Source organism: Streptomyces sp. KL109B, from assembly GCF_030766935.1.
Classification (GTDB): Bacteria; Actinomycetota; Actinomycetes; order Streptomycetales; family Streptomycetaceae; genus Streptomyces.
In genome coordinates this window covers 215,125-239,477 of the sequence record NZ_JASERL010000018.1, presented here as the reverse complement: position 1 = coordinate 239,477, position 24,353 = coordinate 215,125, and the positions used below count along the sequence as shown (strand labels likewise).

Here is a 24,353-nt window from a genome sequence, read left to right as displayed (position 1 = left end):
CCGGTCACGTCCTTCGCGCGTGCAGGAGAAGGATCGAGGCGAGGGAGGGGGCGGCGCAGGCCAGTCTGTCGAGCGGGCGCAGCGGGCGTGGCACTCCGTGGAAGGGGGCGCCCGAGAGGCGTACGACATCGAAGCCGGAGGCTGCCACGAACTCCCGTAGCGCGCGCGGCGTGTAGAGGCGGAGGTGGCCGACGACCTCCGTGCCGGGCCTGCCGTGAATGGCACGCAGGCTGACCTCGGAGAAGACGGGCTGTACGCCGACGAGGAGCAGCGCCCGGTTGTACCAGGCGGCCAGGTTCGGCGTGGAGAGCATGAGGTGGCCGCCGGGGCGCAGGACGCGGCGGATCTCGTCGAGCGCGGCGTCGGGGTCGACGAGGTGCTCGATCACCTCGGACAGGAGGACGGCGTCGGCGGACGCGGTCGCGAACGGCAGCCCGTGGCCGGTGAGTTCGCCGCGTACGACGTGCGGGACGCGGTGGGACGCGCGGCGCAGGGCGTCCTGGGACCAGTCGAGGCCGATGAGGCGGTGCCGGCCGGGGAGGTGGCGGGCCGTGGTGGCGGCGGCCGTGCCGTCCCCGCAGCCGATGTCGAGGACGGTGGCCGTCCGGGTGTCCTTGAGCGCGGTGGCGAGGAGGTGGGTCTGGCGGAGGGTGCGGGGGGTGCCCGATGCGACGGGAGTGGCCGGGTTCTCGTAGAGGTCACGGAGTTCCTGGGGCGTGGTCGTCGTCATGGTGCCTCCTCCTGTGTCGCGTGGAGGTGTTGCTCGAACAGGTCGCGCAGGTGGGCCCCGTCGCCGGGGCCGAGCAGGGTGCGCGACCAGCGCAGGGCCAGGTGCAGCCGGCCCGCCGTGGACGCCGTCGTGAACGTGAGGCCGCGCGGCGTGCGGGCCGGGGCGGAGAACCAGACGGCGTGGGCGCGGCCGCCGTCGCCGAAGTCCAGGGCGTACGGGATGCGGCCGATGTTGCTGAGCAGCGTCGTCGACGTCCACGGGGCCGCCGCCGTGCGCAGCGCCCGGGTGGCGGCGGCGCGCCAGGCGACCGGAGCGTACGGGCTCGTCAACAGGGCGGCGCAGTGGCCGAGTTGGGGGCGGGGCTTGGACTTGAGGGCGGCGGTGCGGGTGGCGGTGAGGCGGAGGAGGGTGGGGGTGGGGGTGCGCAACTCCTGTGGGGTGTACGCGAGTTCTACGAGGCGGGTGCCGTTGCCGATGGGCATCGTGGCGTCGCGGGGGCGGTCGTCGACCGGCATCGTGAGGCGCAGGGGGCGGTGGGTGTGGTGGGCCCCGTGCTCCTCGTTCCAGTCGGCGATGGTGCGGGCCGTGGCCACCATCAGCTGGTCGTTGACCGTGTACGGGGCGCCCTTCGGGCGGTGCGGGACCGGCAGCTCGGTGACCAGGAGGCCGTTGCCGGGGCGCGGGTCCGGGGTGCCGCGGGAGACGCGGGCCGGGCGGGACCAGGGGGAGGGCGGGTCCTGTGGGGGGCGTGGGGCGGGGGGTGGTTGCGGTGCGGTGGGGGGTGGGGAGTTGTCGCGGCCTCCGTAGAGCTCCGCCGCGGTGGCGATGACGCGCAGGCACGCCGGGCCGTCGAGGGCGGTGTGGTTGATCGTGGCGAAGAGGACGGTGGTGCGGGTGCGGGGGTCCTCGACCGCTTCGAGGCGGATGGGCGGGGAGGTGGTGAGGGGTGGGGCGTCGGTGAGGGAGCGGGTGCGGGCCTCGCGGAGGGCGTCCGGGGTGCGGGCGGGGAAGGAGACGGGTGGGGTGTCGGGGGCGGAGGTCAGTTCCCATTCGTAGCGGGGGCTGTACCAGTGGTGGGGGGCCTCGCGCATGAGGATGCGGGGGTGGTGGTGGAGGGCGGTGGTGAAGGCGTGGGTGAGGCGGGTGGGGTCGAGGGTGGCGGTGAGGTGGATTTCGATGTGGACGGTTTCGGGTTCGCGGTCCTGGAGGCAGTGGCGGGAGATTTCGTCGACGGTGGGAAAGGGGATTCGCTTGCCGCGGGGGGAGCGGGTGGGGTGGTCGAGGGTGGTCATGGGGTGCGCCTCCCTGACGGGGGGTCGGGTGGCGGGGTTGCGGTTGCGGGGCTCTGCCCCGGGCCCCGCGCCTCAATCGCCGGCGGGGCTTGATGTGGGTGGGGCTCGTTGGCGGGTGTCGGGGGTGATGGGGTTGCGGACTCGGGGCGCTGCCCCGGGCCCCGCTCCTCAAGCGCCGGAGGGGCTTCAAATGGCCGGGTCTCGCTCTCGGGTGCCGTAGGGGCTTCAAATGGTCGTGGCTCGGGTGATGGGGTTGCGGACTCGGGGCGCTGCCCCGGGCCCCGCTCCTCAAGCGCCGGAGGGGCTTGGGGGATCGTCACCAGGGCTGCGAACAGGGCGATCAAGGCGAGGAGTTGGGACGCCGTGCTGTAGGCGCCCGCGCCCTCCCGGACGGGTTCGCCTGCGGCCGTTGAGGCGATCACGCCTGCCGCTGCCATCGCTGTGAACGCGATCGGGACCAGCAGGGCGTGGCGTTTCCAGGCGAGGAGGGCGAGGGCCGGGACCAGGGCGGCCCAGGGGCCGGCGATCACAACCCCCACGGCCGTGAGGGCCACCGTGCCGAGGAGCCAGCCGGGAGCCGGGGGGTCGGGGGTGGGCTCGTCCGTGTCGTGGCGGCGCCACAGGGACAGGGCGATCAGGAGGAGGAGGGCCGCGCCGGAGGCGAAGAGGGCGGTTTCGTAGGTGCGGGCCGGGGCGTAGGAGAGTTTGACCGTGCCGCTGGAGCCGCCGGGGATCAGCCACGCCTGTTGCCAGCCGTCCAGGCGCAGGGAGGTCAGCTTCTTGCCGTCGAGGGTGGCCTCCCAGCCGTCGTTGGCGTTCTCGTACATGGTCAGGTACGTGGCCTCGCCCGCGTCGACCTGGACCTCGCGGCGGTCGCCGAGCCAGTCGTGGACGGTGAGTTCGCGGGGGGTGGGTGGCGCCTCGGTGGTCGCCGTGGTGTTCGTGAGGGTGATGTCGGTGAGGGTGAGGGGGCCGTCGGGGGAGGTGCGGAGGGTGTGGGGGCCCGCGGGGAGGGCGAGGGTGGCACTGGAGCCGCAGAGCTTCACCGTGATCGGGCGGCGTTCCGTCAGGGCGCGCAGGGTGCCGGAGGCCGACGTGCGGTGGCGGGTGCCGTCGATGACGACCGAAGGGCCCTTGCCGCAGGGGAGTTTGAAGGTGCGGGCCGCGGTGGGTTGTTTGACGCGGTAGGCGTCGAGGGTCGGGATGTAGGCCTCGGTCAGGCCGAGGGGGAGTTGCAGGTCCTCGTCGGCGACCGGGTTGTGGAGCTTCAGGGGGGCCGTCTTCGTGACCGTGATGTCCAGGCGGTCCGTGGTGATGGGGTCGAAGCGGGCCACTCCGTTCTCGTCCACGCCGGCCACCGCCGCCCCGTCGGAGCTGGAGATCTCGACCTTTTCGGGGCGGGTCGAGAGGCCCCCGGCGGCGGGCAGGACGAGGGTGGACACCGGTTGTTTGTCCGGCCAGCGCAGGTGGATCGTGGGGTCGTCGCCCGCGATCCAGGCGGTCGTCAGATCGCCGTCGGTGAGGTTGCGGGGCGTGGTGTTGAGGCCGAGCGCCGCCGTGGAGTCCGCTGTGGCGGTGATCTTGCGGCGTTGGTCGGGGGCCACCTCGTAGAGGAGGGTGTCCAGGGCCGGGCTCGGGAGGGCGGATGCCGTCGCCTTGAAGGTGTACGTCGATTCGCCGGTCGTCGTGAAGACCCGGTTCAGGCTCGTCTCGGTGTCCGTGAGGGTGAGGGAGCCGTCGCCCGCGGGGCGGTGGAAGGAGAACTGCTCCGCCTGGTCGGAGTCGGTGGGGAGCTTCAGGGCGCGGGTCACCCGCACGCCCGGGATGTCGATCGAGCTGAAACCGGCGCCGGTGAGGCCGGGGCGGGCGCGCTGGGTGTCGAGGATCGTCACGCGCAGCCAATTGGCCGTGCCGGGTGGGGATTTGATCTGTTGGCGGTGGTTCGTGGGTTGGATGGGGGAGGTGGCTGAGCCCTTGTCCGTTTCCACGCGTACGCGGGTCGGGGCCGCTCGTACGTTGTCCTCGGGGAGTGGCGTCATGCGGATCGTGGCGGGGATCCGGGTCGGGCGCGTGAAGTCGATGCGGATCCATTCGCCCTTCGCCGAGTCGGCCGAGCCCTCCGCCCACGCCGTGTCCGGGTTGTCGTCGAAGGCGTTCACCGGGTCGAACTGGGGGAGGTGCAGCAGCCAGTTGCCGGTGGAGGAGGCCGTCACGGAGCGGGCGCCCTGGATGTCCGCCGTCGTCTGGTGGGCCGCGCCCTTGGACGGGAGGATCTGCTTCGGCTGCTCGCCCGGGTTATCGGAGGCGTTCGGGGCGTTGCGCTCCTTCGGCGTGTACGGGTACGAGGTGTTGGTGTTCAGCAGGCCGAAACGGGTGTCGGCGCGGCGCAGTCCGTCGGCGGCCACGCGCAGCGCCGGGTTGCCGATGCCCGGGTGGTTGTCGCCGGTCAGGACGGCGGGGCGGTTCAGGAAGGTGGGGTCGGACGACAGGCGGAGGAGGGCCTCGGGGCCGCCGCTGACCTGGGTCGTGTTGCCGACCGGGAGCAGGCCCGCCTGGCCGGGGCGGTGGGCGTCGGTGGGAGGTGCGTAGATCTCGACGGCGCGGCTGCGCGGGTACAGGCCCTCGACCTGGATGGGCGTCTTCTCCGCGATGCGGCCGCCCGTGGTCTGCGGGCCGAAGCCGGTCACCCGGTGGTAGCCGGACTCCGTCAGGGTGCGCTTGACCGTGGCGGAGGGGACGTAGCCGAACTGGTCGGGGTCGAGATCGCCCCGTACGACGACGTAGTGCAGGCCGGAGCGGCTCAAGTAGTCCTGGAGGCCCGGGACTTGGACGCCGCTCATCAGGGCCTGCTCGACGGCGTCCATGGCGCGGCGGTTGCCGGGCGTGCCGAACGGGACGAAGTCGCGCTGCGCCCACCGGGAGTCGGCGAGGACGTCGAGGGGCTGGTCGATGGGGGAGCCCCAGGTGTAGATGCCGTGGGCGGTCGCGGGGACGACGAGGGCGCGGGAGTCGGGCGAGAACTTCTTCAGCCAGTCCGCCGTCGCGTCCCAGTACGTGGGGAGCTTCTGGAACGAACCCGGTTGCAGGATCGAGCCGTTGAGGTACGGCCAGGCGAGGCCGGGGAGGACGAGGATCGTCGCGATCAGCGGCACGTAGCGGCGGACGCGCAGCGGGCGGGCGCCGCGGGGGTCGGCGGCGACCCCCACGAGGTGGGCGATGCCGAGGACGAGGGCGAGCGCAAGACCCGTCTGGAACTTGTAGATGTTGCGGAAGGGGGCCAGTCCGCCGTCCAGCCACGAACGCACCGTGTCGTGGAAGGGCGCACCGAGCGAACCCCCGTACCCGGCAAGGGTGATGAGGGCCGCCGCCATGACGGTGAGGACCAGCCAGCGGCGCTCCGGGATGTCGCGGCGCGCCAGGCCCGCGAGGCCGAGCGCGGCGGCGAGCGCCGAGCAGACGATCACGACCACCGAGGTCGCCACCGACCAGCCTGCGGGCAGCCAGGCCTCGCCGAGGTGCAGATACGCGACCCAGTTGCCGGAGCCGCGCAGGGTCTCCGTCGCCGACATCGTCTCGGTCGTCGTCTGTGAACTCTCCACGTACGGAAGGAAGTTCTCGCCGTGGATGCCGAGCAGGACCAGCGGGACCGTCCACCAGGCCGTCGCCAGGACCACCGAAGGCAGCCACCACGCGAGCTGGCGGCGCATGCGCGGCGACGGTGGGCGGGAGAGCAGGTACAGGCCCACCGGGAGGAGCGACGCCAGCGTCGATGCCGCGTTGACGCCGCCCATGAACGGGATCAGCAGCGCCGACCTGACCGCCGAAATGCGGGCGCTCGTACGGGGGTTGGTGAGGGGCAGCAGCACCCACGGCAGGAACGCGCCCGGCAGCGCCGCCGCCGACGTCGAGCCGACGACGATCGTGAACGTCGGCCACAGCGCGTACGCCACCGCGCCGAGCAGCCTGCTGCCATCGGTGCCGGCGCCGAGGCGTTCGGCGAGCCGCAGCGCGCCCCAGAAGGCGATGGTCACGACGATCGACATCCACAGGCGTTCGGCCAGCCACACCGGGAGTTGGAGGAGGTCGGTCAGGCCGTAGTACGGCAGCATCGGGAAGGCGTAGCCGATGTACTGGTCGGAGATGCCGCCGAAGCCGGCTCTGTCGTGCCACAGCTCCCCGAGGTCGCCGAGGAACTTCCACGGGTCCTGCGCCACACCGAGCTTCGTCTCGAACGTCGCGCGCCCCGGATGCACCGCGCAGAACAGGACGAACAGCACGGCCCAGAACGACAGCAGCCAGCGGCGCGAGCGCGGGCCCGGCTCGGGTTCCGGGTGCGCGGGCGCGGCGGGAGGGGCCTGGACCATGGTCGTCATGGGGGACACCGCCTGAGGATGAGGAGGAGGTTCCAGGTGGCGAACTCGCGCACGCCGGGGACCCGCGTGACCGCCTGTGCGAGGAACGGCCAGTAGCGGGAGCGCGCCGCGAGGACCGTGACGTCCTCGCGGGCGCGCACATGACGCAGGGTGGGGCCGATGTGGTGGGCGAAGAGGTTCTCGCCGAGGGTGTGCTTGGGCGCCCTGCCGGTGCGCCGCAGATAGTGGGCCCGCGCGCGGTCGGCGCCCAGATAGTGCCAGGGCGCCCACTCGTGACCGCCCCACGGGGACAGCCAGTTGGTGAACGCGACGTAGATCAGGCCGCCGGGCCGGGTGACCCGGACCAGCTCGCTGAGGAACGTGTCGCGGTCGGCGACGTGCTCCAGGACGTTCGAGGAGAACGCGACGTCCACCGACGCGTCGGGCAGCGGCAGCAGATAGCCGTCCGCGAGGACCGTGGTGGGCGGCGGGTCGGGGCCCAGCTCGGCGGTGTCCGGCTCCAGGAGGAGGGCCCGCGCGCCGCGCGCACGGAACTCGCGCGTGAAGTGGCCGCTGCCGCCGCCGACGTCCACGACGACCTTCCCCGCCACCTTCCCGTACGCCTCGACCTGGTCGGCGGCGTCCCGCGCGAGCAGCGCGTAGCACGTCTCGGGATCGCGCTGCTCGCGCAGGAACGCCCGGAAGAGCGCGAGCGAGCGGGCCGGTGACGGGTCCCGGAATCCGGCCCGCCCCCTGGCCCCGCTGCCCCCGTCGACCCCCGTTGTCGCCGTCATGGCCCCGTGCCCCGCACCGCCCCCGAAGCGACCGCCTCCGCCGCCACCGCGCCGAACTGCCGCACGGTGTGCGCCCATCGGTAGCCCGCCGCCCGCTCCTGGGCCGCCTTGCCCATCAGCTCGCGGCGGTGCCCGGACAGGGCGAGCGTGCACCAGGCCGCGGCGAACGCCGACTCGCCGTGCGCGAGCAGTCCGGTGGCGCCGTCCTCGATGGAGTCCCGTACGCCGGGCACGTCGAAGCCGACCGCGGGGGTGCCGCGCGCCGCCGCCTCGGTGATGACCAGGCCCCAGCCCTCGACGGCCGAGGGGTGCAGCAGCAGCCAGGACTCGCACAGCAGGCGGTGCTTCTCGGACTCGCTGACGTGACCCGTGAACTCGACGTCGCGGCCCGCGAGTTGGCGCAGGCGCCCGGCCTCGGGGCCGTCGCCGACGATCACGAGACGGCCGCCCGTCACCGGACGCACCCGTTCCCACAGGCGCAGCAGCAGGTCGATCCGCTTGTACTCGACGAGCCGGCCCATCGCCAGGAACAGCGGGTCCGGGGAGCGGTCCGGGCACGGGCCCGGCTCCTCGACGCCGTTCGGGACGAGGCGGATGCGGCCGGGGTCCACGCCGATGGCGTGCAGCGCGTGGGCCGTCGACGGCGAGACGGCCACGAGCAGATTGTGGCGCCGGCCCCCGGCGAGCGCCCAGTGTTCGAGTCTTCGGCCGAGGAGGGCGGCGGGCGCGAGCGGTCCGCGAAGCCGCATCCGCCACAGGTCCGTGTGCACGTGGTTGACCAGGCAGAGCGTGGGGCCGCGGTGCCAGAGCGGGGCGAGGTACGGCATGCCGTTGCAGACCTCGACGAGCAGATCGCAGTCGCCGACCTGGCGGGCGAAGGCCGAGCGGGCCCGCAGATAGTGGGCGTGCTGCCCGCCGGCCGAGACGACGCGGTAGTCGCGGAAGGCCGCGGGGCCGCCGCACAGCAGCGTCACCTGGTGGCCCCGGCGGGTCAGCCCGTCGGCGAGCCGGTCGACAAGCAGCTCGGAGCCGCCGGCCGCCGGGTTGCCGAGGTCGCGGTGGGCGAGGAAGACGATGCGGCGCGGGTGTGGGGGGTCGTGCCGCGGCTGCCGCCCGCCGGGTGGCGGAGCGGCGCGCAGCGACAGGGGTACGTGCTGGGGCATCGTTGCTCCAACTCGTCGGGTGTACGCGGGAGTTCAGGCGTACCGGGGCGTACTGGAAGGTACGGTGCCCAGGCTGTGCGGGGCCTGTGCACGGGGTGGGGAGGGACAGTTTTCGCCGCGCTGTCCGATGCGGCTACTCACCCGCGTGACAAGTTTGTGCCCGTATTCGACTGACGTACCGTCACATCGTGGATGTTTCCAGGGTCGTCGGGGACGTATCGGGATCCGGCCGCTCCACCCCTTCGGGCTCCGGCCTGCCACCCCTGCCCCGTACGACGAGCACCAGACCGGCCGCCACGAGCAGCACACCGAGCCCACCCGCCACGATCGGCAGCGTCGTGCCGAGCAGCGTCAGGCGGTCGTTGTCGTCCCGCGCGAGCGCCACCTGTCCGCGCTGCGAGTCCGGGGTGAACGCGATCCTCCGGCTGTCCAGGAGCACCGTCGCGTCCTTGTCGGAACCGGGCGCGCGCAGCGTCTTGCGGGGGCCGATCGCGGCGTAGATCACCCGGCCCGTGTGCTGGTCGGCGACGAGGTCGATGCCGTGGTTGGCGTACCACTCCTCGGCCAGGACCTGGCTCCTGTTCGGCAGGCCCACGATCCGGCCCGGCACGAGCCGGGAGCCGGTCCTGGTGGCGGGGACGGTGCCGGTGAACCGGTAGCCCTCGTAGCCCTGGACCTTGGTGACGCCGCTGAAGCGGAGCGGGACCGTGTCGCCCAGCGTGTTGTCCCACCAGGTGTATGTGCGCTTCTCCAGGTTGAAGGGGAACTTCAGGTAGGCCTCGCCGCTGAAGGCGGGCTGCTCGCCGCAGCAGTGCTGGGGCGCGTTGGTCCTCCGGTCGACGACCCAGCGCTCAAGGGTCCACTGCAGCGCGTCGTGCGGGTCGGCCGCCGGCAGCGACTTCGCGGTGTCGACGGAGGTCGCCACGTCCCACACCGCGTTGCCGCTGCGCTCGCTCGCGGCGACGTCGCCGCGGGCCTGCCGGGTGATGGTGATCTTGCGGTCGCGCACGGTCTTGATCTTCTCGGTGTCGAAGTAGCTGCCGGTTCCGGTGAACACGGTCGTCACGTCGACGTCGATGCTGGTGCGCTCGGCGCGCGGCTCCACGTACCAGGCGAGCAGCCCCGCCAGGACGAGCAGGAAGGTGCCGAGACCTGTTGCTACCAGTGGGACCACGTGGGAAAGGTGCGAGGCTGTACGGCGCATCCGGCACTCCTGGGAGTAAGGGCACCGCGTGCGGATACGCGGTCGGCCGGTTATGGGGCGGGAACGTAGACGGAGTCTTGACGAGGTGTCAATGTGCTGCGGAGACTGGCTACTTGAGACGAACGGCGGGCTTATGAGGCCTGCCGTACGCCGAAATCGCACGGGTGGGGAACGACCTCGGGAACACCGGCTCGGGAACACCGACGAGAGGCTGACCCTGCGATGAACCGACTGTTCGCCGCCGCGCTGTCCGCGGCCACGGGAGCCGCGCTCGCCCTCGCGGCCGCCTTCGGCGTGCTCGCCCTGATCAACGCGACGCCGGACCAGCCCAACACGCCTCTGGTGACCTACGAGACGCCCGGCCAAGGGCGCTGAGCCGTGCCGGCCACCGCCCGCTCCGCGTGGTGCGACGTGCCGCGGCTCCAGGTCAAACAGTTCGTGGCGCTCGCCCTCGACGAGGCGCCACGGCTCGCCCTGGACATCCTCGACGAGATCCAGCGCGAATTCCCCCAACTCCCCTTCGTGCTCGACGAGTCGGGCGAGGCCGTAGCCCTCGCCGGCATCCGCCGCGCCGTCGAGGACTTCGTGCGCGACTTCGCCGACGGCTCCGTGGACGGCGGGCCCGAGGGCCAGGCCCCCGCCGTCTTCCAGGAGTTCGGGCGCGGCCAGTCCCTGCACGGCCGCAGCCTCGACTCGCTCCAGGCGATGTACCGGCTCGGCGTGAAGATGGCCTGGCGCCGCCTCGCCGACATCGGCCAGCGGCTGCGCATCCCGCCCCCTGCGATGTACGAACTCGCGGAGGCCGGCTACGAGTACCTCGACGGCCTCGTCGACCAGTCGGTCCGCGGCTACGCGGAGGCCGCGGCCCGGCAGGCCGGTGAACGCCTGCGCCAGCAGCGGAAGTTGCTGAACCTGCTGCTTGAGGGCCGGTCGGCCGCGCCCCGCGACCCCGTGCAGGCGCTCACCGAACGCGCGGCGCGCATCGGCTGGCCGGTGCCCGCGCACGTCGCCGTCGGCGTGCTGCGCCGCCCGGCCCGGGACGCCGTCGCGCCCGCCGTCGGGCCCGACGTCCTCCTCGACATGGAGCCCGAGCGGCCCCGCCTCGTCGTCCCCGAGCCCGACGCCGCGGGCCGCACCGATCTGCTGCGCCGCGCCCTGTCCGGCTGGACCGGGGCGATCGGGCCGCCCGTCGAACCCTCCGACGCGGCGAAGTCGCTGCGCTGGGCGGAGGCCGCGGTGACCCTGATGGAGCGCGGGCTGCTCCCCGACGCCGAAGTGGTGCACTGCACCCAGCACACCCAGGCCCTCGTCCTGCTGCAGCCCGAGGAGCTCGTCGACGACCTCGCGCGGCGCGCCCTCGAACCCCTCACCCACTGCGGCCCCGCCCACGCCCGCCGCCTCGCCGAGACCCTGCTCGCCTGGCTGGAGACCCGCGGCGGCGCCCCCGAGGTCGCGGCCCGGCTCGGCGTCCACCCGCAGACCGTCCGCTACCGGCTGCGCCAGATCCGCGAGCTGTGGGGCGACGAGGTCGACGACCCGGACCGCCGCTTCGAGCTGGAACTGGTGCTGCGGGCCAGGCGCCTGAGGGGACAGCTCGGGCCTGTGTAGACGCTGTGGCGGGCGGCGGGGGCCCATTGCCCGGCCAACGCCCGCACGCTTAGCCTATGTTCGCGATACCGACCGTCTGTTGAAATCTCGAACGACTCGAACATAGGGAGGGGTCGGTTGTGGGACGCCTCGTACCAGCCGTGACCCGTGCTCTGGACATATTGGAGCTGTTCCTGGACGGGGACGGCACGCTGTCCGCGCCCGACATCGTCCGCAAGCTACAGCTTCCGCGGACCACGGTCCACGAGCTGGTCACCACGCTCGCGGCCCGCCAGTACATCGTGCAGGTCCCAGGACAGCCCGGCCGCTACCGCCTCGGCGTGCGCCCGTACCAGCTCGGCAGCCGGTACGCGGAGCAGCTCGACCTCGCCGCCGAGGGACAGCACGTCGCCCGCGACGTCGCGGAGACCTGCGACGAGACCGTCCACGTGGCGATCCTCGAAGGCACCGACGTCATCTACATCGCGAAGGTCGACTCCACGCACGCCGTGCGCATGGTCTCCGCCGCGGGCCGACGGCTGCCCGCGCACTGCACGTCGGTCGGCAAGATGCTGCTCGCCTCGCTGCCCGAGACCGAGCTGACCGCCCGGATCCCCGACAACGCGGACCTCGTCGCCATGACGGAGAACTCCATCACCGAACCGGCGGCCCTGCGCGCCCACCTCGACGCGGTGCGCGAGCGCGGCATCGCCGTGGAGAGCCGCGAGTCCAACACCGACGTGTCCTGCGTCGCCGCTCCCGTGCGCGACCGCACCAACCGGGTCGTCGCCGCGCTCTCCATCTCCGTACCGATGATCCGCTGGAGCGACGCGCGCGAGGAGGAGCTGGCGCAGCTCGCCGCGAAGGGCGCCGCTGACCTCTCCGAGCGCCTCGGGCACCGGGGGGTGGCGTGATGACCTCTCGTACGAGGATCAATGCCGAGCAGGCCGTGCGCGCCTCGGCCGAACTGGGCGAGGGGCCCACCTGGGACCCGGCGACCGGCCGCGTGATCTGGGTGGACATCCTGGGCTCCCGCGTGCACACGTACGAGCCGGGCTCCGGCCGCCGCACCGTCCTCGCCACCGAGCAGCACGTGGGCGCCGCCAAGCCGCGCGCGGGTGGCGGCCTGGTCGTCAACCTCCGGGACGGCGTGGGGAGTTACGGCGCGGACGGCGCCTTCGCGTGGCTGCACCGTGAGCCGGTCCCCGGGCGGCGCGGCAACGACGCGGCGGTGGCACCGGACGGCGCGCTCTGGGCGGGCTCCATGCCGTACGACGACACACCGGGCGGCGGCAATCTGATCCGGGTCGCTCCGGACGGCGCGGTGACCGAGGTCCTCGACGACGTCACGATCTCCAACGGCGCCGGCTGGAGCCCGGACGGGACGCTCATGTACTACGTCGACACGCCCACGGGCCGGGTCGACGTCTTCGACGTCGACGGTGAACGGATCGGCGGGCGGCGGGAGTTGGCGACGATCGAGGACGGCGCCGGATTCCCGGACGGCCTCACCGTCGACGCGGACGGCTGCGTGTGGGTGGCCCTGTGGGACGGGGGAGCCGTGCGCCGCTACACGCCCGACGGGCGCCTCGACCGGGTGGTGGAGCTGCCGGTGCGCCGGCCGACGGCCTGCGCCTTCGGCGGGGCGGGCCTGGAGGACCTGTACGTGTCGACGGCTCGGGTCGGCCTCGACCGCCCCGAGCCGCTCGCGGGCTCGCTGCTCGTGCTGCCGGGGATCGGGCGAGGGGTGGCCCAAGCGGCCTTCGGGGGCTGAGAGTTCGGCGGCGCCACGAGCCGGCACAAGGGGTGCACGACGTTCGCGTCGTGCACCCCTTCACTTTTTCCCCGCGTTTTCCCGCGCGACCCATTGACGCGCAAGCGCTTCGAATTTACGGTCCCGTTCGAAGTTACGAGCGACAGTCGAAATATCGAACAAGGGAGGGGCCGGTTGTGGGACGACCTGGCCTGAACCGCAGGCAACTCCTGGCCGGATTCGGCGGGTTGACGGTTGCGGGCAGCTTGGGATTCGCGGCCGTCGGCACGGGCGCCGACGCGCTCGCCTCCGGCGCGGACACACGGGTGAGCTACTGGAACCTGTTCAGTGGCGGCGACGGGTACAACATGATCGCGATGTTGAACGCCTTCCGTCGCGGCCACCCGGACATCGACGTGAAGGACTCCACCCTCCAGTGGGGCAGCCCCTTCTACACCAAGCTCGCCATGGCGGCCGCGGGCAATCGCGCGCCCGACCTCGGAGTCATGCACCTGGGACGCGTCACCGGCTTCTCGCCGGGCCGCCTCCTCGACCCCTGGGACGTCGGCCTGCTCGCCAAGTACGGCGTGCGCGAGGCCGACTTCAACCCGGACCTGTGGAAGCGCGCGATGGTCGACGGCAAGCTCTACGCGCTGCCGCTCGACATCCACGTACAGCTCTGCTTCTACCGCAAGGACGTCCTGAAGAAGGCGGGCCTGCTCGGCGACGACGGCCGGATGGTGCCGGTGACGTCGACCGACGACTGGTTCGACGTCCTGAAGGAGGCCAAGAAGGCCACGAAGAAGGGCCTGCAGACCATCGGCATGTGGTCGAGCGACCAGAACTTCCAGTGGTGGTTCTTCGTCGCCTTCTACACCCAGCTCGGCGGCACCTGGTTCAACGCCGACAACACCGAGGTCACCTTCGACACGGACAAGGCCACCCAGGTCCTGGACTTCCTGAGCAAGCACATCGCCGACGGGTACACCAACCCGAGCTTCGCGGGCGGCGCCGGGGCCGAACAGTTCGTCAACGGCGCCCCGTTCTGCTGGGAGGGCAACTGGTCGGTGCCCGTCTTCGACACCGCCAAGGTGAAGTACGGGGCGACCCCGCTGCCGCCCGTCTTCGGCAAGCAGGCCACACACGCCGAGTCGCACTCCTTCGTGCTGCCGCACCAGTCGGGGCGCGGCGGCGCCGCCAACGAGGGCGCCCACCAGCTCGCCGCGTACGTCGTCAAGCACGCCCGGCAGTGGGCGGCCGGCGGCCACATCCCCGCCTATACGCCGACCCTGTCCACGGCCGCGTACAAAAAGCTCAGCCCCCAGAACGAGTACGTGTCCGCGATGGACCACCAGGCCACCGAGCCGAAGGTGTGGTTCGCGGGCTCCACCGGCATCCTCGCCCAGCGCGTCGGACCGATCGTCGTGTCCGCGACGACGGGCTCCGCGAAGCCGGCCTCCGTCGCCGTGCGCATGAAGCGCACGCTGGAGCGGCTGCTCGCCTCGAAGAACCCCATGGACGGCAAGACCGCAGCGCAGGGAGGTGCGGTCGCGTGACGACGACCAGCCCGCAGACCGTCGTCACGCCCAGACGCGCGACGGCCGCCGCCGACAGTGTCCCGGTCCGCCGCAAGCAGGGCTTCCAGCACGGGGGTTGGTTCGTCGCCCCGTTCCTCGCCCTGTTCGCGCTGTTCGTGATCTGGCCGCTGCTGCGCGGCGTCTACCTCAGCTTCACCGACGCCAACATCTCCGGCGACGACACGAGCTTCATCGGCCTCGACAACTACCGCGAGGCCTTCCAGGACCCGCTGATGTGGGACGCGCTCGGGCGCAGCGCGTACTTCACGCTGCTCGTCGTGCCCTGCATCACCGTTCTCGCGTTTTTGCTCGCGATGCTGGCGCACCACATCGAGCGCGGAAAGTGGCTGTGGCGGCTCTGCTTCTTCATGCCGTTCCTGCTGCCGTCCACCGTCGCGGGCAACCTGTGGCAGTGGCTGTTCAACCCCGGTTCGGGCATGGTGAATCACGTCCTCGGCATCGACACGCCCTGGCTCACCGACAAGTCGTACGCGATGCTCGCCGTCGTCATCACGACGCTGTGGTGGACGGTCGGCTTCAGCTTCCTGCTGTACCTCGCCGCGCTCCAGGGCATTCCGGCGCATCTGTACGAGGCCGCCAAGCTGGACGGCGCGAACGCCTGGCACCGCATGGTGCACATCACGCTGCCGATGCTCCGCAACATCACGGGGCTCGTCGTCGCGCTGCAGGTCCTCGCCTCGCTCCAGGTCTTCGACCAGGCCGTCGTGATGATGGACTTCACGCCGGGACCCGAGGACAGCACGCGCGCGTTCGTGCAGTACACCCTCGAAGAGGGCTTCACCAGCTACCGCGTGGGCTACGCCTCCACGATGTCCATCATCTTCTTCGTCATCATCGCGGCCGTCGCCCTCGCGCGGATGTGGCTGCTGCGCAACCGTGAGGAGGGGGCGCGATGAGCAGCGCTGCCGCTGGGGTACGTGGTCGGGGTCGCGGTCGCAGTGGTGGGCGCGGGCCGTGGAGTGCCAGTCAGGTCGTGCTGACGTTGGTCGGGGTGGTTGTCGCGGGGGTGTTCCTTTCGCCGTTGGCGTGGGCCCTGTTCACCTCGCTCAAGTCGGAGACCGAGGCGGTGGCCGTGCCGACGCACTGGCTGCCGGAGGTGTGGACCGGGCAGGCGTGGCGGGCCCTCTTCGAGACCGGGAACATCACCAACTGGTTCGTGAACTCCGTGGTGGTGTCGGTGTGTGTGACGGCCGTCGTGCTGGTCGTCGCGGCGCTCGCCGGGTACGGGTTCGCGCGGACGGAGTTCCGGGGCAAGGGGGCCCTCATGGGGGTGGTGATGGCGGGGTTGATGATCTCGCCGGCCGTGCTCGGGGTGCCGTTGTTCACCACGGTGCAGCAGATGGGGATGGTCGACACGTACTGGGGGATGATCCTGCCGCAGTGCGCTCCGGCCGCCATGGTCTACATCCTCTACAAGTTCTTCCAGGGGATTCCGCGGGAGTTGGAGGAGGCCGCGTTCATCGACGGGGCGGGGCGGTGGCGGGTGTTCTTCACCGTGGTCGTCCCGTTGTCGCGGCCTTCGCTGGCGGCGGTCGGGATCTTCACCTTCATCAGCTCGTGGAACAACTTCCTGTGGCCGTACATGGTGACGAACAACCCGGACCTGATGACGATGCCGAACGGGATCGCGACGGTCATGAACTCCTACGGGATCCAGTGGGCGCAGCTGATGGCCGGGGGCCTGATGGCGGGGTTGCCGCTGATCGTGGTCTTCGTCTTCTTCCAACGGCAGATCGTGGCGGGCGTCGCCCACACGGGCCTGGCCGGCCAGTAATCGCCGCAGGGGCTTGAAATGCCCACCTGTCCTGAGGAGTGCACCAGTTGAAGGTCAGATTCGTGGCGGCCGCCGTAGGCGTACTGCTGGCCGCGTTACCCACCACCGCGCAGGCCGCCGAGGCCTACCCCGATCCCCAACCCATCACGGGCCAACAGATCATCCACGACCCCACCGTCATCAAGCTCAAGGACGGCCGCTACGTCGCCTACTCCACGGGTGGTGTGATCGGCGCCCGGCTGTCATCGAACCGCGTCGACTGGACGGATGAGGGGAACGCCTTCGCCGAGCCGCCCAGTTGGTGGTTCGAGTACAACGACACCGGCGACCCGTGGGCGCCCGACATCTCGTACCGGGACGGCAGGTACTGGCTGTACTACGCCGTGTCCTCATGGGGGACGAATCATTCGGCGATCGGGGTGGCGACGTCCACCTCCGGGCTTCCGGGGACGTGGACCGACCACGGCAAGGTGTTCTCGTCCGAGACGACCGACACCTGGAACGCCATCGACCCGGCCGTCGTCCGCGCCGACGGCCGGCTCTGGATGAGTTTCGGGTCGTACTGGAGCGGGATCCGGATGATCGAGATCGATCCCCGTACGGGGAAGGCCATTCGCGGCGCCACCGTTCATCACCTCGCCACCCGGCCCGACGCCCCGTACGCCGTCGAGGGCCCGGCCGTCACCAAGCACGGCCGCTACTACTACCTCCTCGCCTCCTACGACACCTGCTGCGCCGGCGTGAACTCCACGTACAAGATCCGCGTCGGGCGGTCGACCTCGGTCACCGGGCCGTACGTCGACAAGGACGGCAAGCCGCTGCTGGACGGCGGCGGGAGCCTGCTGCTCGCCGGGCACGGCCGGTACGTCGGCACCGGTGGCGAGTCCGTCTTCCGGGACCGGGGGCGCGACGTCCTCGCGTACCACTACTACGACGCCGATGACGCCGGCACCCCCAAGCTCGGCCTGAACGAGCTGAGTTGGGGCAAGGACGGCTGGCCCTCCCTGCGGGCCCCGCGGCCGTGACGACCACCCCCACCGAAAGGACCACCTTGCGCACCGCACGCTTCACCCTCGACCCCGCCTTCTCCGTCGGCCCGGTCAACCCCCGTATCTTCGGCTCGTTCGTGGAACACCTCGGCCGCTGCGTCTACACCGGCATCTACGAGCCGGGGCACGAGCACGCCGACGAGGCCGGGCTGCGGACCGATGTGCTGGAGCTCGTACGGGAGTTGGGGGTCACGGCCGTCCGGTACCCCGGAGGGAACTTCGTGTCCGGGTACAAGTGGGAGGACTCGGTCGGGCCAGTCGATGAGCGGCCCGCCCGCCTCGACCTCGCCTGGCGCACCACGGAGTCGAACCGCTTCGGCCTCTCCGAGTACATCGACTTCCTGCGCAAGATCGGCCCGCAGGCCGAGCCGATGATGGCCGTGAACCTCGGCACGCGCGGCGTCGCGGAGGCGATAGAGCTTCAGGAGTACGCGAACCATCCCGCCGGGACCGCGCTCTCCGACCTCCGCGTCGCGCACGGCGACAAGGAACCCTTCGGGATCCGGCTGTGGTGCCTCGGCAACGAGATGGACGGGCCCTGGCAGACCGGGCACAAGACGGCCGAGGAGTACGGGCGGATCGCCGCCGAGACGGCGCGGGCCATGCGGCAGATCGACCCGGGCGTGGAACTCGTCGCGTGCGGCAGCTCCGGGCAGTCGATGCCGACGTTCGCCGAGTGGGAGGCGAAGGTCCTGGCCGAGACGTACGAGCTGGTCGACCACATCTCCCTGCACGCCTACTACGAGGAGCACGACGGCGACCGGGACTCCTTCCTCGCCTCGGCCGTCGACATGGAGTCGTTCATCGAGAACGTGGTGGCCACGTGCGACCACGTGGGGGCGCGGCTCAAGTCGTCGAAGAAGATCAATCTCTCCTTCGACGAGTGGAACGTCTGGTACATGTCGCGGTCGGAGGCTCATGTCGCGGCTCTCGACTGGCCCGAGGCGCCGCGCCTGTTGGAGGACGTCTACTCGGTCACCGACGCCGTCGTCTTCGGCTCGCTGCTCATCGCGCTGCTGCGGCACGCGGACCGCGTCACGGTCGCGTGCCTCGCCCAACTCGTCAACGTCATCGCCCCGATCATGACCGAGCCGGGCGGCCCGGCCTGGCGGCAGACGACGTTCTACCCGTTCGCGGCGGCGTCGAAGTACGGGCGGGGCGAGGTCCTCGACGTACGGGTGTCAGGACCCACGTACGACACGCGGCGCCATGGCACGGCCGACCTGCTGCACGCCACGGCGGTCCGCGCCGAGGACGGCACGGTCACGGTGTTCGCGGTGAACCGCAGCCAGAGCGACCCCCTTTCGCTTGAAGTGCGCCTGAACGGAATGGAGTTGGGGAAGGTCGTCGAGCACAGTGCGTTGTCCGACGCCGATCCCGACGCGCGCAATACGCTCGCGGAGCCGGAGCGGGTCGTTCCGCATTCGGTGGCGGGCACGGCCGTGGAAGGCGGAACGCTAAAGGCTTCGCTCGAACCGCTCTCGTGGAATGTCATCCGGCTTGCGTGAGTGTCGAGTTGATCGCGAAGTTGTGAAAAAGCTGCGACGGAATGGGGGAAATTCCGGGACTGAATTCCGGGGATAAAGCAAAGGGGGCGTGGTTGTCATCGGCCGAACCGGCCGATGACAACCACGCCCCCGTGGCGGTGTTACCCGAAGTTACTTGCCGAGCTCGTTGTCGAGGTTCTCGAAGGAGTCGGCGGCCTTCTCCAGGTACTGCGCGAGGCCGTCGAGACCCTCGTTGGTCTTCGACATGCCCTGCTTGAACTCCTCGAAGTCGTGGCCGAACTTCTTCGAAGCCTGCCTGGTCACGAAGCCGTTCTCGAGCAGGCCGTCGATGTAGCTCTTCAGGTCGTGGAGCTTCTCCTCGATCCGCTCCTTCTCGCGGTTCATCTTCTTCGCGGCGGACCGCATGTCCTCATAAGTGACCGCTACGTCCCTGCCCATGGCAGCTCCCCTTCCCTCCGTGAGCGCACTCATTCAGCACGCCGCCAGCACCCTAGTGGGTATGCGCAATTGGCGCACTCGTGTGCCCTGAATGCACACATCAACTGCCCTAAAGCTGGACATTGTTGATGAGCGTCGTGCGCGTGCACCTTGTTTCTCGGACGGATAGTCTCTTCTGCTTGAAGAGGCATTCCGATGAGGAGCGTAAGTGCGTTTGAAGCTGACTGTCGTCGACCCGTATGCGAACGCCAGCCAGGACCTCGTGCTCGATGTCGACCCGGAGGCCCGTATCGACACCGTGGCCCACGAGTTGGCCGCACGGGTGCGAGGCGGGTACGGGCAGGGTTCGCTCGCCGGGCAGCCGGCACCCACGCTCCACATCGACAGCCAACCGGTGAACCCCGCCCACACCGTGGCCAGTTCGCCGCTGCGCGACGGCGTCGTGGTGAGCCTCGACGACCCCGCGGGCAGCCTGCCGGGCGAGCAGCCGGGCGTCATCGAGGTCCGGGTCTCCGGCGGCCCCGACGCGGGCGCCGTGTACCGGCTCGGCATCGGGCGGTACGACATCGGGGCCGGGGCCGGCTGCCAACTGCGGTTCCAGGACCCGAGGTTGCCCGAGCGCGCGCTGACGCTCTACGTGGTGTCCGCCGAGGACCTCCGGCTCAGCGTGCACGGCGGCTGGCTGGACGGCGCGGCGGCGGGGCAGCCGAGCGACAAGCTGCGCGTCGACGACAAGCCGTACGAGGGCCAGCAGTTGCGGGTCGGCTCCCAGGTCGTCGTCGGCGACACCCTCCTCGACATCGCCGCGTACACGCCGCCGGACGCCGCCCTCAAGTGGTCCGACGACGGCAGCGCGCTCGACTACAACCGCCCGCCGCGGCTGCGCGCGCCCGAACGCACCACCAAGTTCCGGCTCCCGGCGCCGCCGAAGGAGTACGAGGGCCGCCCGCTGCCCTGGCTGATGGCGGCGTCGCCGCTGGTCATGGGCGTCACCATGGCGCTGGTCATGGGCCGCACGACGTACCTGCTCATGGCGGCCTTCAGCCCGCTGATCATGATCGGCAACTACTTCTGGGACAAGAAGCACGGGCGTAAGAACCACGACAAGCAGGTCAAGGAGTACGAGGAGCACAAGGCGCGGATCGAGCGCGACGCGCAGGAGGCGCTCGTCCTGGAGCGCGGCGACCGCGGCCTCGACCACCCCGACCCCGGCACCGTATGGGCACACGCCACCGGGCCGCGCACCCGCCTGTGGGAGCGGCGCCGCAGCGACGCCGACCACCTGCTGCTGCGCGTCGGCACCGGCCGGCTGCCCTCCGCCGTCGTCCTCGACGACCCCGAGCAGGACGACCACCGCCGCCAGGTCACCTGGGAGATCGCGGACACCCCCGTCACCCTGCACCTGGGGAAGCTCGGCGTCATCGGCTTCGCGGGACCCGAGGAGAGCGCGCGCAGCATGGCGTGCTGGGCGGTGACGCAGGCCGCCGCCCTGCACAGCCCGCTCGACGTCCAGTTCTACGTGTTCACCGAGTCGCACACCCGGGACAGTTGGGGCTGGCTGCGCTGGCTGCCGCACGCCAAGCCGACCGCGCAGGACGCCAACGTACTCATCGGCAACGACGCCGAGACCGTCGGCGCCCGCATCGGCGAACTCACCCAGATCCTGGAGGCCCGCCAGAAGGCGGCCAAGGACAACAAGGGGCAGGCGGGCTTCGCCGACCCCGACATCGTCGTGGTCTGGGACGGCTCGCGCCGGCTGCGCTCCATGCCGGGCGTCGTACGCCTCCTCGCCGAGGGTCCCGCCGTGTCCATGTACGCGATCTGCCTCGACGCCGAGGAACGCTTCCTGCCCGGCGAGTGCAAGGGCATCGTGATCGCGGAACCGCGCGACGCCCGGCACGTGAGGCACGAGAAGCAGGTCGGCGGCGGCGCGAACAACGCCGTCGAGGTGCTGCGCCAGGCCGCCGAGGACGAGCAGCGCAAGCGCGCGGCGGCGGAAGGCGGCGGCGGGCGCCGCAAGAAGAAGGGCAAGCAGCAGGCCGTCGGCGCCTCCTCGCCCGAACTCACCAACACCGCCGCCGTGATGCTCTCCCTGGAGAACCAGGGCGGCGTCCCCTCGCCCGCCACCCCGACGGCCGCCGAGCAGGTCGACCCGCGCGTGCTGCGGCTTCGCGTGCAGCAGGCCGGCGAGTCCAAGATCCTCGGCGTCCGCCCCGACTTCGTCTCCCCGGCCTGGTGCGAGCGCGTGGCCCGCTCCCTCGCCCCGCTGCGCGACATCAGCGGCGAGGCCACGGACAGCGCGCTGCCCGACGCCGCCCGGCTCCTCGACGTGATGCAGATGGAGCCGCCGACGGCGCAGGCGGTCGTGGGCCGCTGGCAGTCCGGCGGCCAGTCGACGCTCGCCATGGTCGGTGAGTCGTACGACGGACCGTTCGGCATCGACATCCGCAAGGACGGCCCGCACGGCCTGATCGCCGGTACGACGGGCTCCGGCAAGTCGGAACTCCTCCAGACGATCGTCGCGGCGCTCGCCGTGGCGAACACGCCGCAGAACATGACCTTCGTACTCGTCGACTACAAGGGCGGCAGCGCGTTCAAGGACTGCGTGCACCTGCCGCACACCGTCGGCATGGTCACCGACCTCGACGCGCACCTCGTCGAGCGCGCCCTGGAGTCACTCGGCGCCGAACTGCACCGCCGCGAGCACATGCTGGCGCAGGCCGGGGCGAAGGACATCGAGGACTACCAGGACCTGGTCCGCCGCAACCCGCAGACCATGGCCCCGCTGCCCCGACTCCTGCTCGTCATCGACGAGTTCGCGTCGATGGTCCGCGACCTCCCGGACTTCGTCACGGGCCTGGTCAACATCGCCCAGCGCGGCCGTTCCCTCGGCATCCACCTGATGCTGGCGACGCAGCGCCCCTCGGGCGTCGTATCGCCCGAGATCCGCGCGAACACGAACCTCCGCATCGCGCTCCGCGTCACGGACGGCGGCGAATCGTCGGACGTCATCGACTCGCCCGAGGCCGGCAACATCTCCAAGAACAACCCGGGCCGCGCGTACGTCCGCACGGGCGCCGCCTCGCTCATCCCCTTCCAGTCCGGCCGCGTCGGAGGCCGCCGCCCCGGCACGGTCGACCCGGCGACGCTCGCCCCGTGGGCGGGGGAGCTCGACTGGACCTCGCTCGGCCGGGGCGCGCTCGCGAAGCCCGCGGCGGCCAAGGGCGAGGAAGAGGAGATCACCGACCTGAAGGTGCTTGTCGACGCGATCCGCGAGGCCAACGGCTACCTGGGCATCCCGCAGCAGCACAGCCCGTGGCTGCCCGCCCTCACCGAGACGGTGCTCCCGCAGGACCTCCCGCAGGTGCGCCCCCTCGGCCCGCTGCCCGCGGCGGTCTACGGCATCGAGGACCTGCCCGCGAGCCAGTCCCGCCGCCCCGTCGCGGTCGACTTCGCGACCTTCGGCCACCTGCTCATCGCGGGCGCCCCGCGCAGCGGCCGCTCCCAGACCCTGCGCACGATCGCGGGCTCGCTCGCCATGAACCTCTCCACCTGCGACGTCCACATGTACGGCATCGACTGCGGCAACGGCGCCCTCAACGCCCTGTCGAAGCTGCCGCACTGCGGGGCCGTGGTGGGCCGCAACCAGAGCGAGCGCGCGATCCGCCTGATCCGCCGCCTCTCCTCCGAGGTGACACGCCGTCAGGAGCTGCTCGCCCAGGACGGCTACGCCGACATCGGCGAACAGCGCGCCGCGGTCCGCCAGATCCACCGGCTCCCGCACATCGTGCTCTTCCTCGACCGCTGGGAGGGCTGGGTCACGTCGCTCGGCGAGCTGGAACACGGCGAGCTGACCGACGAGCTGCTGACGCTGATGCGCGAGGGCGCGAGCGTGGGCGTCCACCTGATCATCACGGGCGACCGCCAACTCCTCACCGGCCGCATTGCGTCGTTGACGGAGGACAAGGTGGCCCTCCGCCTCGCGGACCGCACGGACTTCTCCATGCTCGGCATCAACAGCCGCAAGGTCCCCGACGACATCCCGCCGGGCCGCGCCTTCCGCAACGAGACCGGCCGGGAGATCCAGTTCGCCCTCCTGAACGAGGACGCCAGCGGCCAGGGCCAGAGCGCTGCGCTCGCCGCGATCGGCGACATGGCGACGCCGCGCGACGCGAACGTGCCGAAGACCCTGCGCCCCTTCCGCGTCGACTCGCTGCCCAGCCGCATCTCCTTCGACCAGGCGTGGCAGCACGTCGACGGGCAGGCCGCCGCGTCCCCGCTGTGGGGCCTGGTCGGCGTCGGCGGCGACGACCTCACGGCCTTCGGCCCCGACCTGGCGTACGGACTGCCGGGCTTCGTGGTGGCGGGCCCGGCGAAGTCCGGCCGCTCCACGGTCCTGATGAACATGGCGCGTACGTACCTGGGCCGCGGCACCCGCGTCGTGGTGTGCGCCCCGCGCATGTCGCCGCTCCGCGAACTGGCGGGCATGCAGGGCGTGTTGGCGATGTTCACCGGCAACGACATCGACGAGGACGAACTCCAGGAGGCCGTGTCGACGGCATCCCGGGAGAACCCGGTCGCCATCCTCGTCGACGACGCCGAGGCCCTGGAGGACTGCGACGCCGAGGACGAGTTCAAGCGCCTCATCGCCTCCGGCGCCGACCGCGGCATCGGCATCGTCGTCGCCGGCGACGAGGACGACGTCTGCTCCGGCTTCAGCGGCTGGCAGGTCGACCTGAAGAAGTCCCGCCGCGGCCTGCTCCTCTCCCCCCAGGACACCTCCAGCGGCGACCTCGTCGGCATCCGCCTCACACGCAGCGCGGTCGGCGGCCCGGTGAACCCGGGCAAGGGGCTGCTGCACCTCGGCAGCGGGGAGGCGTTCGCGGTGACGGTGCCGGTGGGGTAGCGCCGACGCGGGTGAATTGCGCGTAACGAGGTCGCGGCCGTTGGTGAGTTGGGGCGCGGCCCTGGTCGGGTGCTGCGTGGGATTCCCGTCCCCGGACTCCGCACTGTGACGCAAAACCGCAAAGGTGTTGCGGTTTTGCGTCACAGTGCGGAGTCATCCGCCTGGCCAGGAAGACGAATCCGTACATGTTGCCTCAGCGGGCACG

Annotated in this window: 17 protein-coding genes; 10 read left to right on the top strand and 7 right to left on the bottom strand. The window is 71.3% G+C overall.

Annotation, left to right across the window (positions count from 1 at the left end; all coding sequences use genetic code 11):
* Positions 1-4: 4 nt before the first annotated feature.
* The 6 genes from RBJ65_RS40795 to RBJ65_RS40770 all read right to left on the bottom strand — a co-directional run bounded on the left by RBJ65_RS40795 (position 5) and on the right by RBJ65_RS40770 (position 9,535).
* Positions 5-730, bottom strand: coding sequence for a class I SAM-dependent methyltransferase (locus RBJ65_RS40795; protein WP_306320747.1), 726 nt, complete (start codon positions 728-730; stop codon positions 5-7).
* The gene (locus tag RBJ65_RS40790; RefSeq protein WP_306320748.1) at positions 727-2,022 is read right to left on the bottom strand and encodes a condensation protein; all 1,296 of its coding nucleotides are present in this window, start codon (positions 2,020-2,022) and stop codon (positions 727-729) included. The genes RBJ65_RS40795 and RBJ65_RS40790 overlap by 4 nt, the downstream gene beginning before the upstream one ends.
* A complete protein-coding gene (locus tag RBJ65_RS40785) occupies positions 2,019-6,395 on the bottom strand; it encodes an alpha-(1->3)-arabinofuranosyltransferase family protein (protein WP_306320749.1) in 4,377 nt (1,458 codons plus the stop codon). The genes RBJ65_RS40790 and RBJ65_RS40785 overlap by 4 nt, the downstream gene beginning before the upstream one ends.
* Positions 6,392-7,168 (bottom strand): class I SAM-dependent methyltransferase, encoded by a 777-nt coding sequence (locus RBJ65_RS40780; protein ID WP_306320750.1) that lies wholly within the window; start codon positions 7,166-7,168, stop codon positions 6,392-6,394. The genes RBJ65_RS40785 and RBJ65_RS40780 overlap by 4 nt, the downstream gene beginning before the upstream one ends.
* Positions 7,165-8,331 carry a glycosyltransferase family 4 protein gene (locus tag RBJ65_RS40775; protein ID WP_306320751.1) on the bottom strand — a complete coding sequence of 389 codons (1,167 nt, stop codon included), beginning with the start codon at positions 8,329-8,331 and terminating at the stop codon, positions 7,165-7,167. Before RBJ65_RS40775 ends, RBJ65_RS40780 begins: the two co-directional genes overlap by 4 nt.
* A 181-nt stretch (positions 8,332-8,512) precedes the next feature.
* Positions 8,513-9,535, bottom strand: a complete 1,023-nt coding sequence (locus RBJ65_RS40770) for a DUF3068 domain-containing protein (RefSeq protein ID WP_306320752.1) — start codon at positions 9,533-9,535, stop codon at positions 8,513-8,515.
* A 222-nt stretch (positions 9,536-9,757) separates the two neighbouring features.
* Here RBJ65_RS40770 and RBJ65_RS40765 point away from each other — a divergent pair, with 222 nt between their 5' ends.
* From RBJ65_RS40765 to RBJ65_RS40725, 9 genes are all read left to right on the top strand, one after another.
* Positions 9,758-9,910, top strand: a complete 153-nt coding sequence (locus tag RBJ65_RS40765; RefSeq protein WP_306320753.1) for a hypothetical protein — start codon at positions 9,758-9,760, stop codon at positions 9,908-9,910.
* 3 nt (positions 9,911-9,913) lie between these two features.
* Positions 9,914-11,143, top strand: a complete 1,230-nt coding sequence (locus RBJ65_RS40760; protein ID WP_306320754.1) for a CdaR family transcriptional regulator — start codon at positions 9,914-9,916, stop codon at positions 11,141-11,143.
* 119 nt (positions 11,144-11,262) lie between these two features.
* The gene (locus RBJ65_RS40755; RefSeq protein WP_306320755.1) at positions 11,263-12,036 is read left to right on the top strand and encodes an IclR family transcriptional regulator; all 774 of its coding nucleotides are present in this window, start codon (positions 11,263-11,265) and stop codon (positions 12,034-12,036) included.
* Positions 12,036-12,896 (top strand): SMP-30/gluconolactonase/LRE family protein, encoded by an 861-nt coding sequence (locus RBJ65_RS40750; protein WP_306320756.1) that lies wholly within the window; start codon positions 12,036-12,038, stop codon positions 12,894-12,896. The genes RBJ65_RS40755 and RBJ65_RS40750 overlap by 1 nt, the downstream gene beginning before the upstream one ends.
* Before the next feature lie 176 nt (positions 12,897-13,072).
* On the top strand, positions 13,073-14,431 hold the full coding sequence (locus RBJ65_RS40745; protein ID WP_306320757.1) for an extracellular solute-binding protein: 1,359 nt from the start codon (positions 13,073-13,075) through the stop codon (positions 14,429-14,431).
* Entirely contained in the window at positions 14,428-15,369 is a 942-nt protein-coding gene (locus RBJ65_RS40740; RefSeq protein WP_306320758.1) for a carbohydrate ABC transporter permease, read from the top strand. Before RBJ65_RS40745 ends, RBJ65_RS40740 begins: the two co-directional genes overlap by 4 nt.
* On the top strand, positions 15,366-16,247 hold the full coding sequence (locus RBJ65_RS40735) for a carbohydrate ABC transporter permease (protein WP_306320759.1): 882 nt from the start codon (positions 15,366-15,368) through the stop codon (positions 16,245-16,247). The genes RBJ65_RS40740 and RBJ65_RS40735 overlap by 4 nt, the downstream gene beginning before the upstream one ends.
* A 47-nt stretch (positions 16,248-16,294) precedes the next feature.
* A complete protein-coding gene (locus RBJ65_RS40730) occupies positions 16,295-17,272 on the top strand; it encodes an arabinan endo-1,5-alpha-L-arabinosidase (RefSeq protein WP_306320760.1) in 978 nt (325 codons plus the stop codon).
* Between the two features lie 26 nt (positions 17,273-17,298).
* Positions 17,299-18,804, top strand: coding sequence for an alpha-N-arabinofuranosidase (locus RBJ65_RS40725; RefSeq protein ID WP_306320761.1), 1,506 nt, complete (start codon positions 17,299-17,301; stop codon positions 18,802-18,804).
* A 150-nt stretch (positions 18,805-18,954) separates the two neighbouring features.
* On the opposite strand, the gene RBJ65_RS40720 is transcribed toward RBJ65_RS40725, so the two are convergent.
* Complete coding sequence (locus RBJ65_RS40720) at positions 18,955-19,242, bottom strand: WXG100 family type VII secretion target (RefSeq protein WP_306320762.1); 288 nt, start codon at positions 19,240-19,242, stop codon at positions 18,955-18,957.
* A 208-nt stretch (positions 19,243-19,450) separates the two neighbouring features.
* Between RBJ65_RS40720 and RBJ65_RS40715 the strand changes: the two genes are divergently transcribed.
* A complete protein-coding gene (locus tag RBJ65_RS40715) occupies positions 19,451-24,148 on the top strand; it encodes an FtsK/SpoIIIE domain-containing protein (protein ID WP_306320763.1) in 4,698 nt (1,565 codons plus the stop codon).
* The last annotated feature ends 205 nt before the right edge of the window (positions 24,149-24,353 follow it).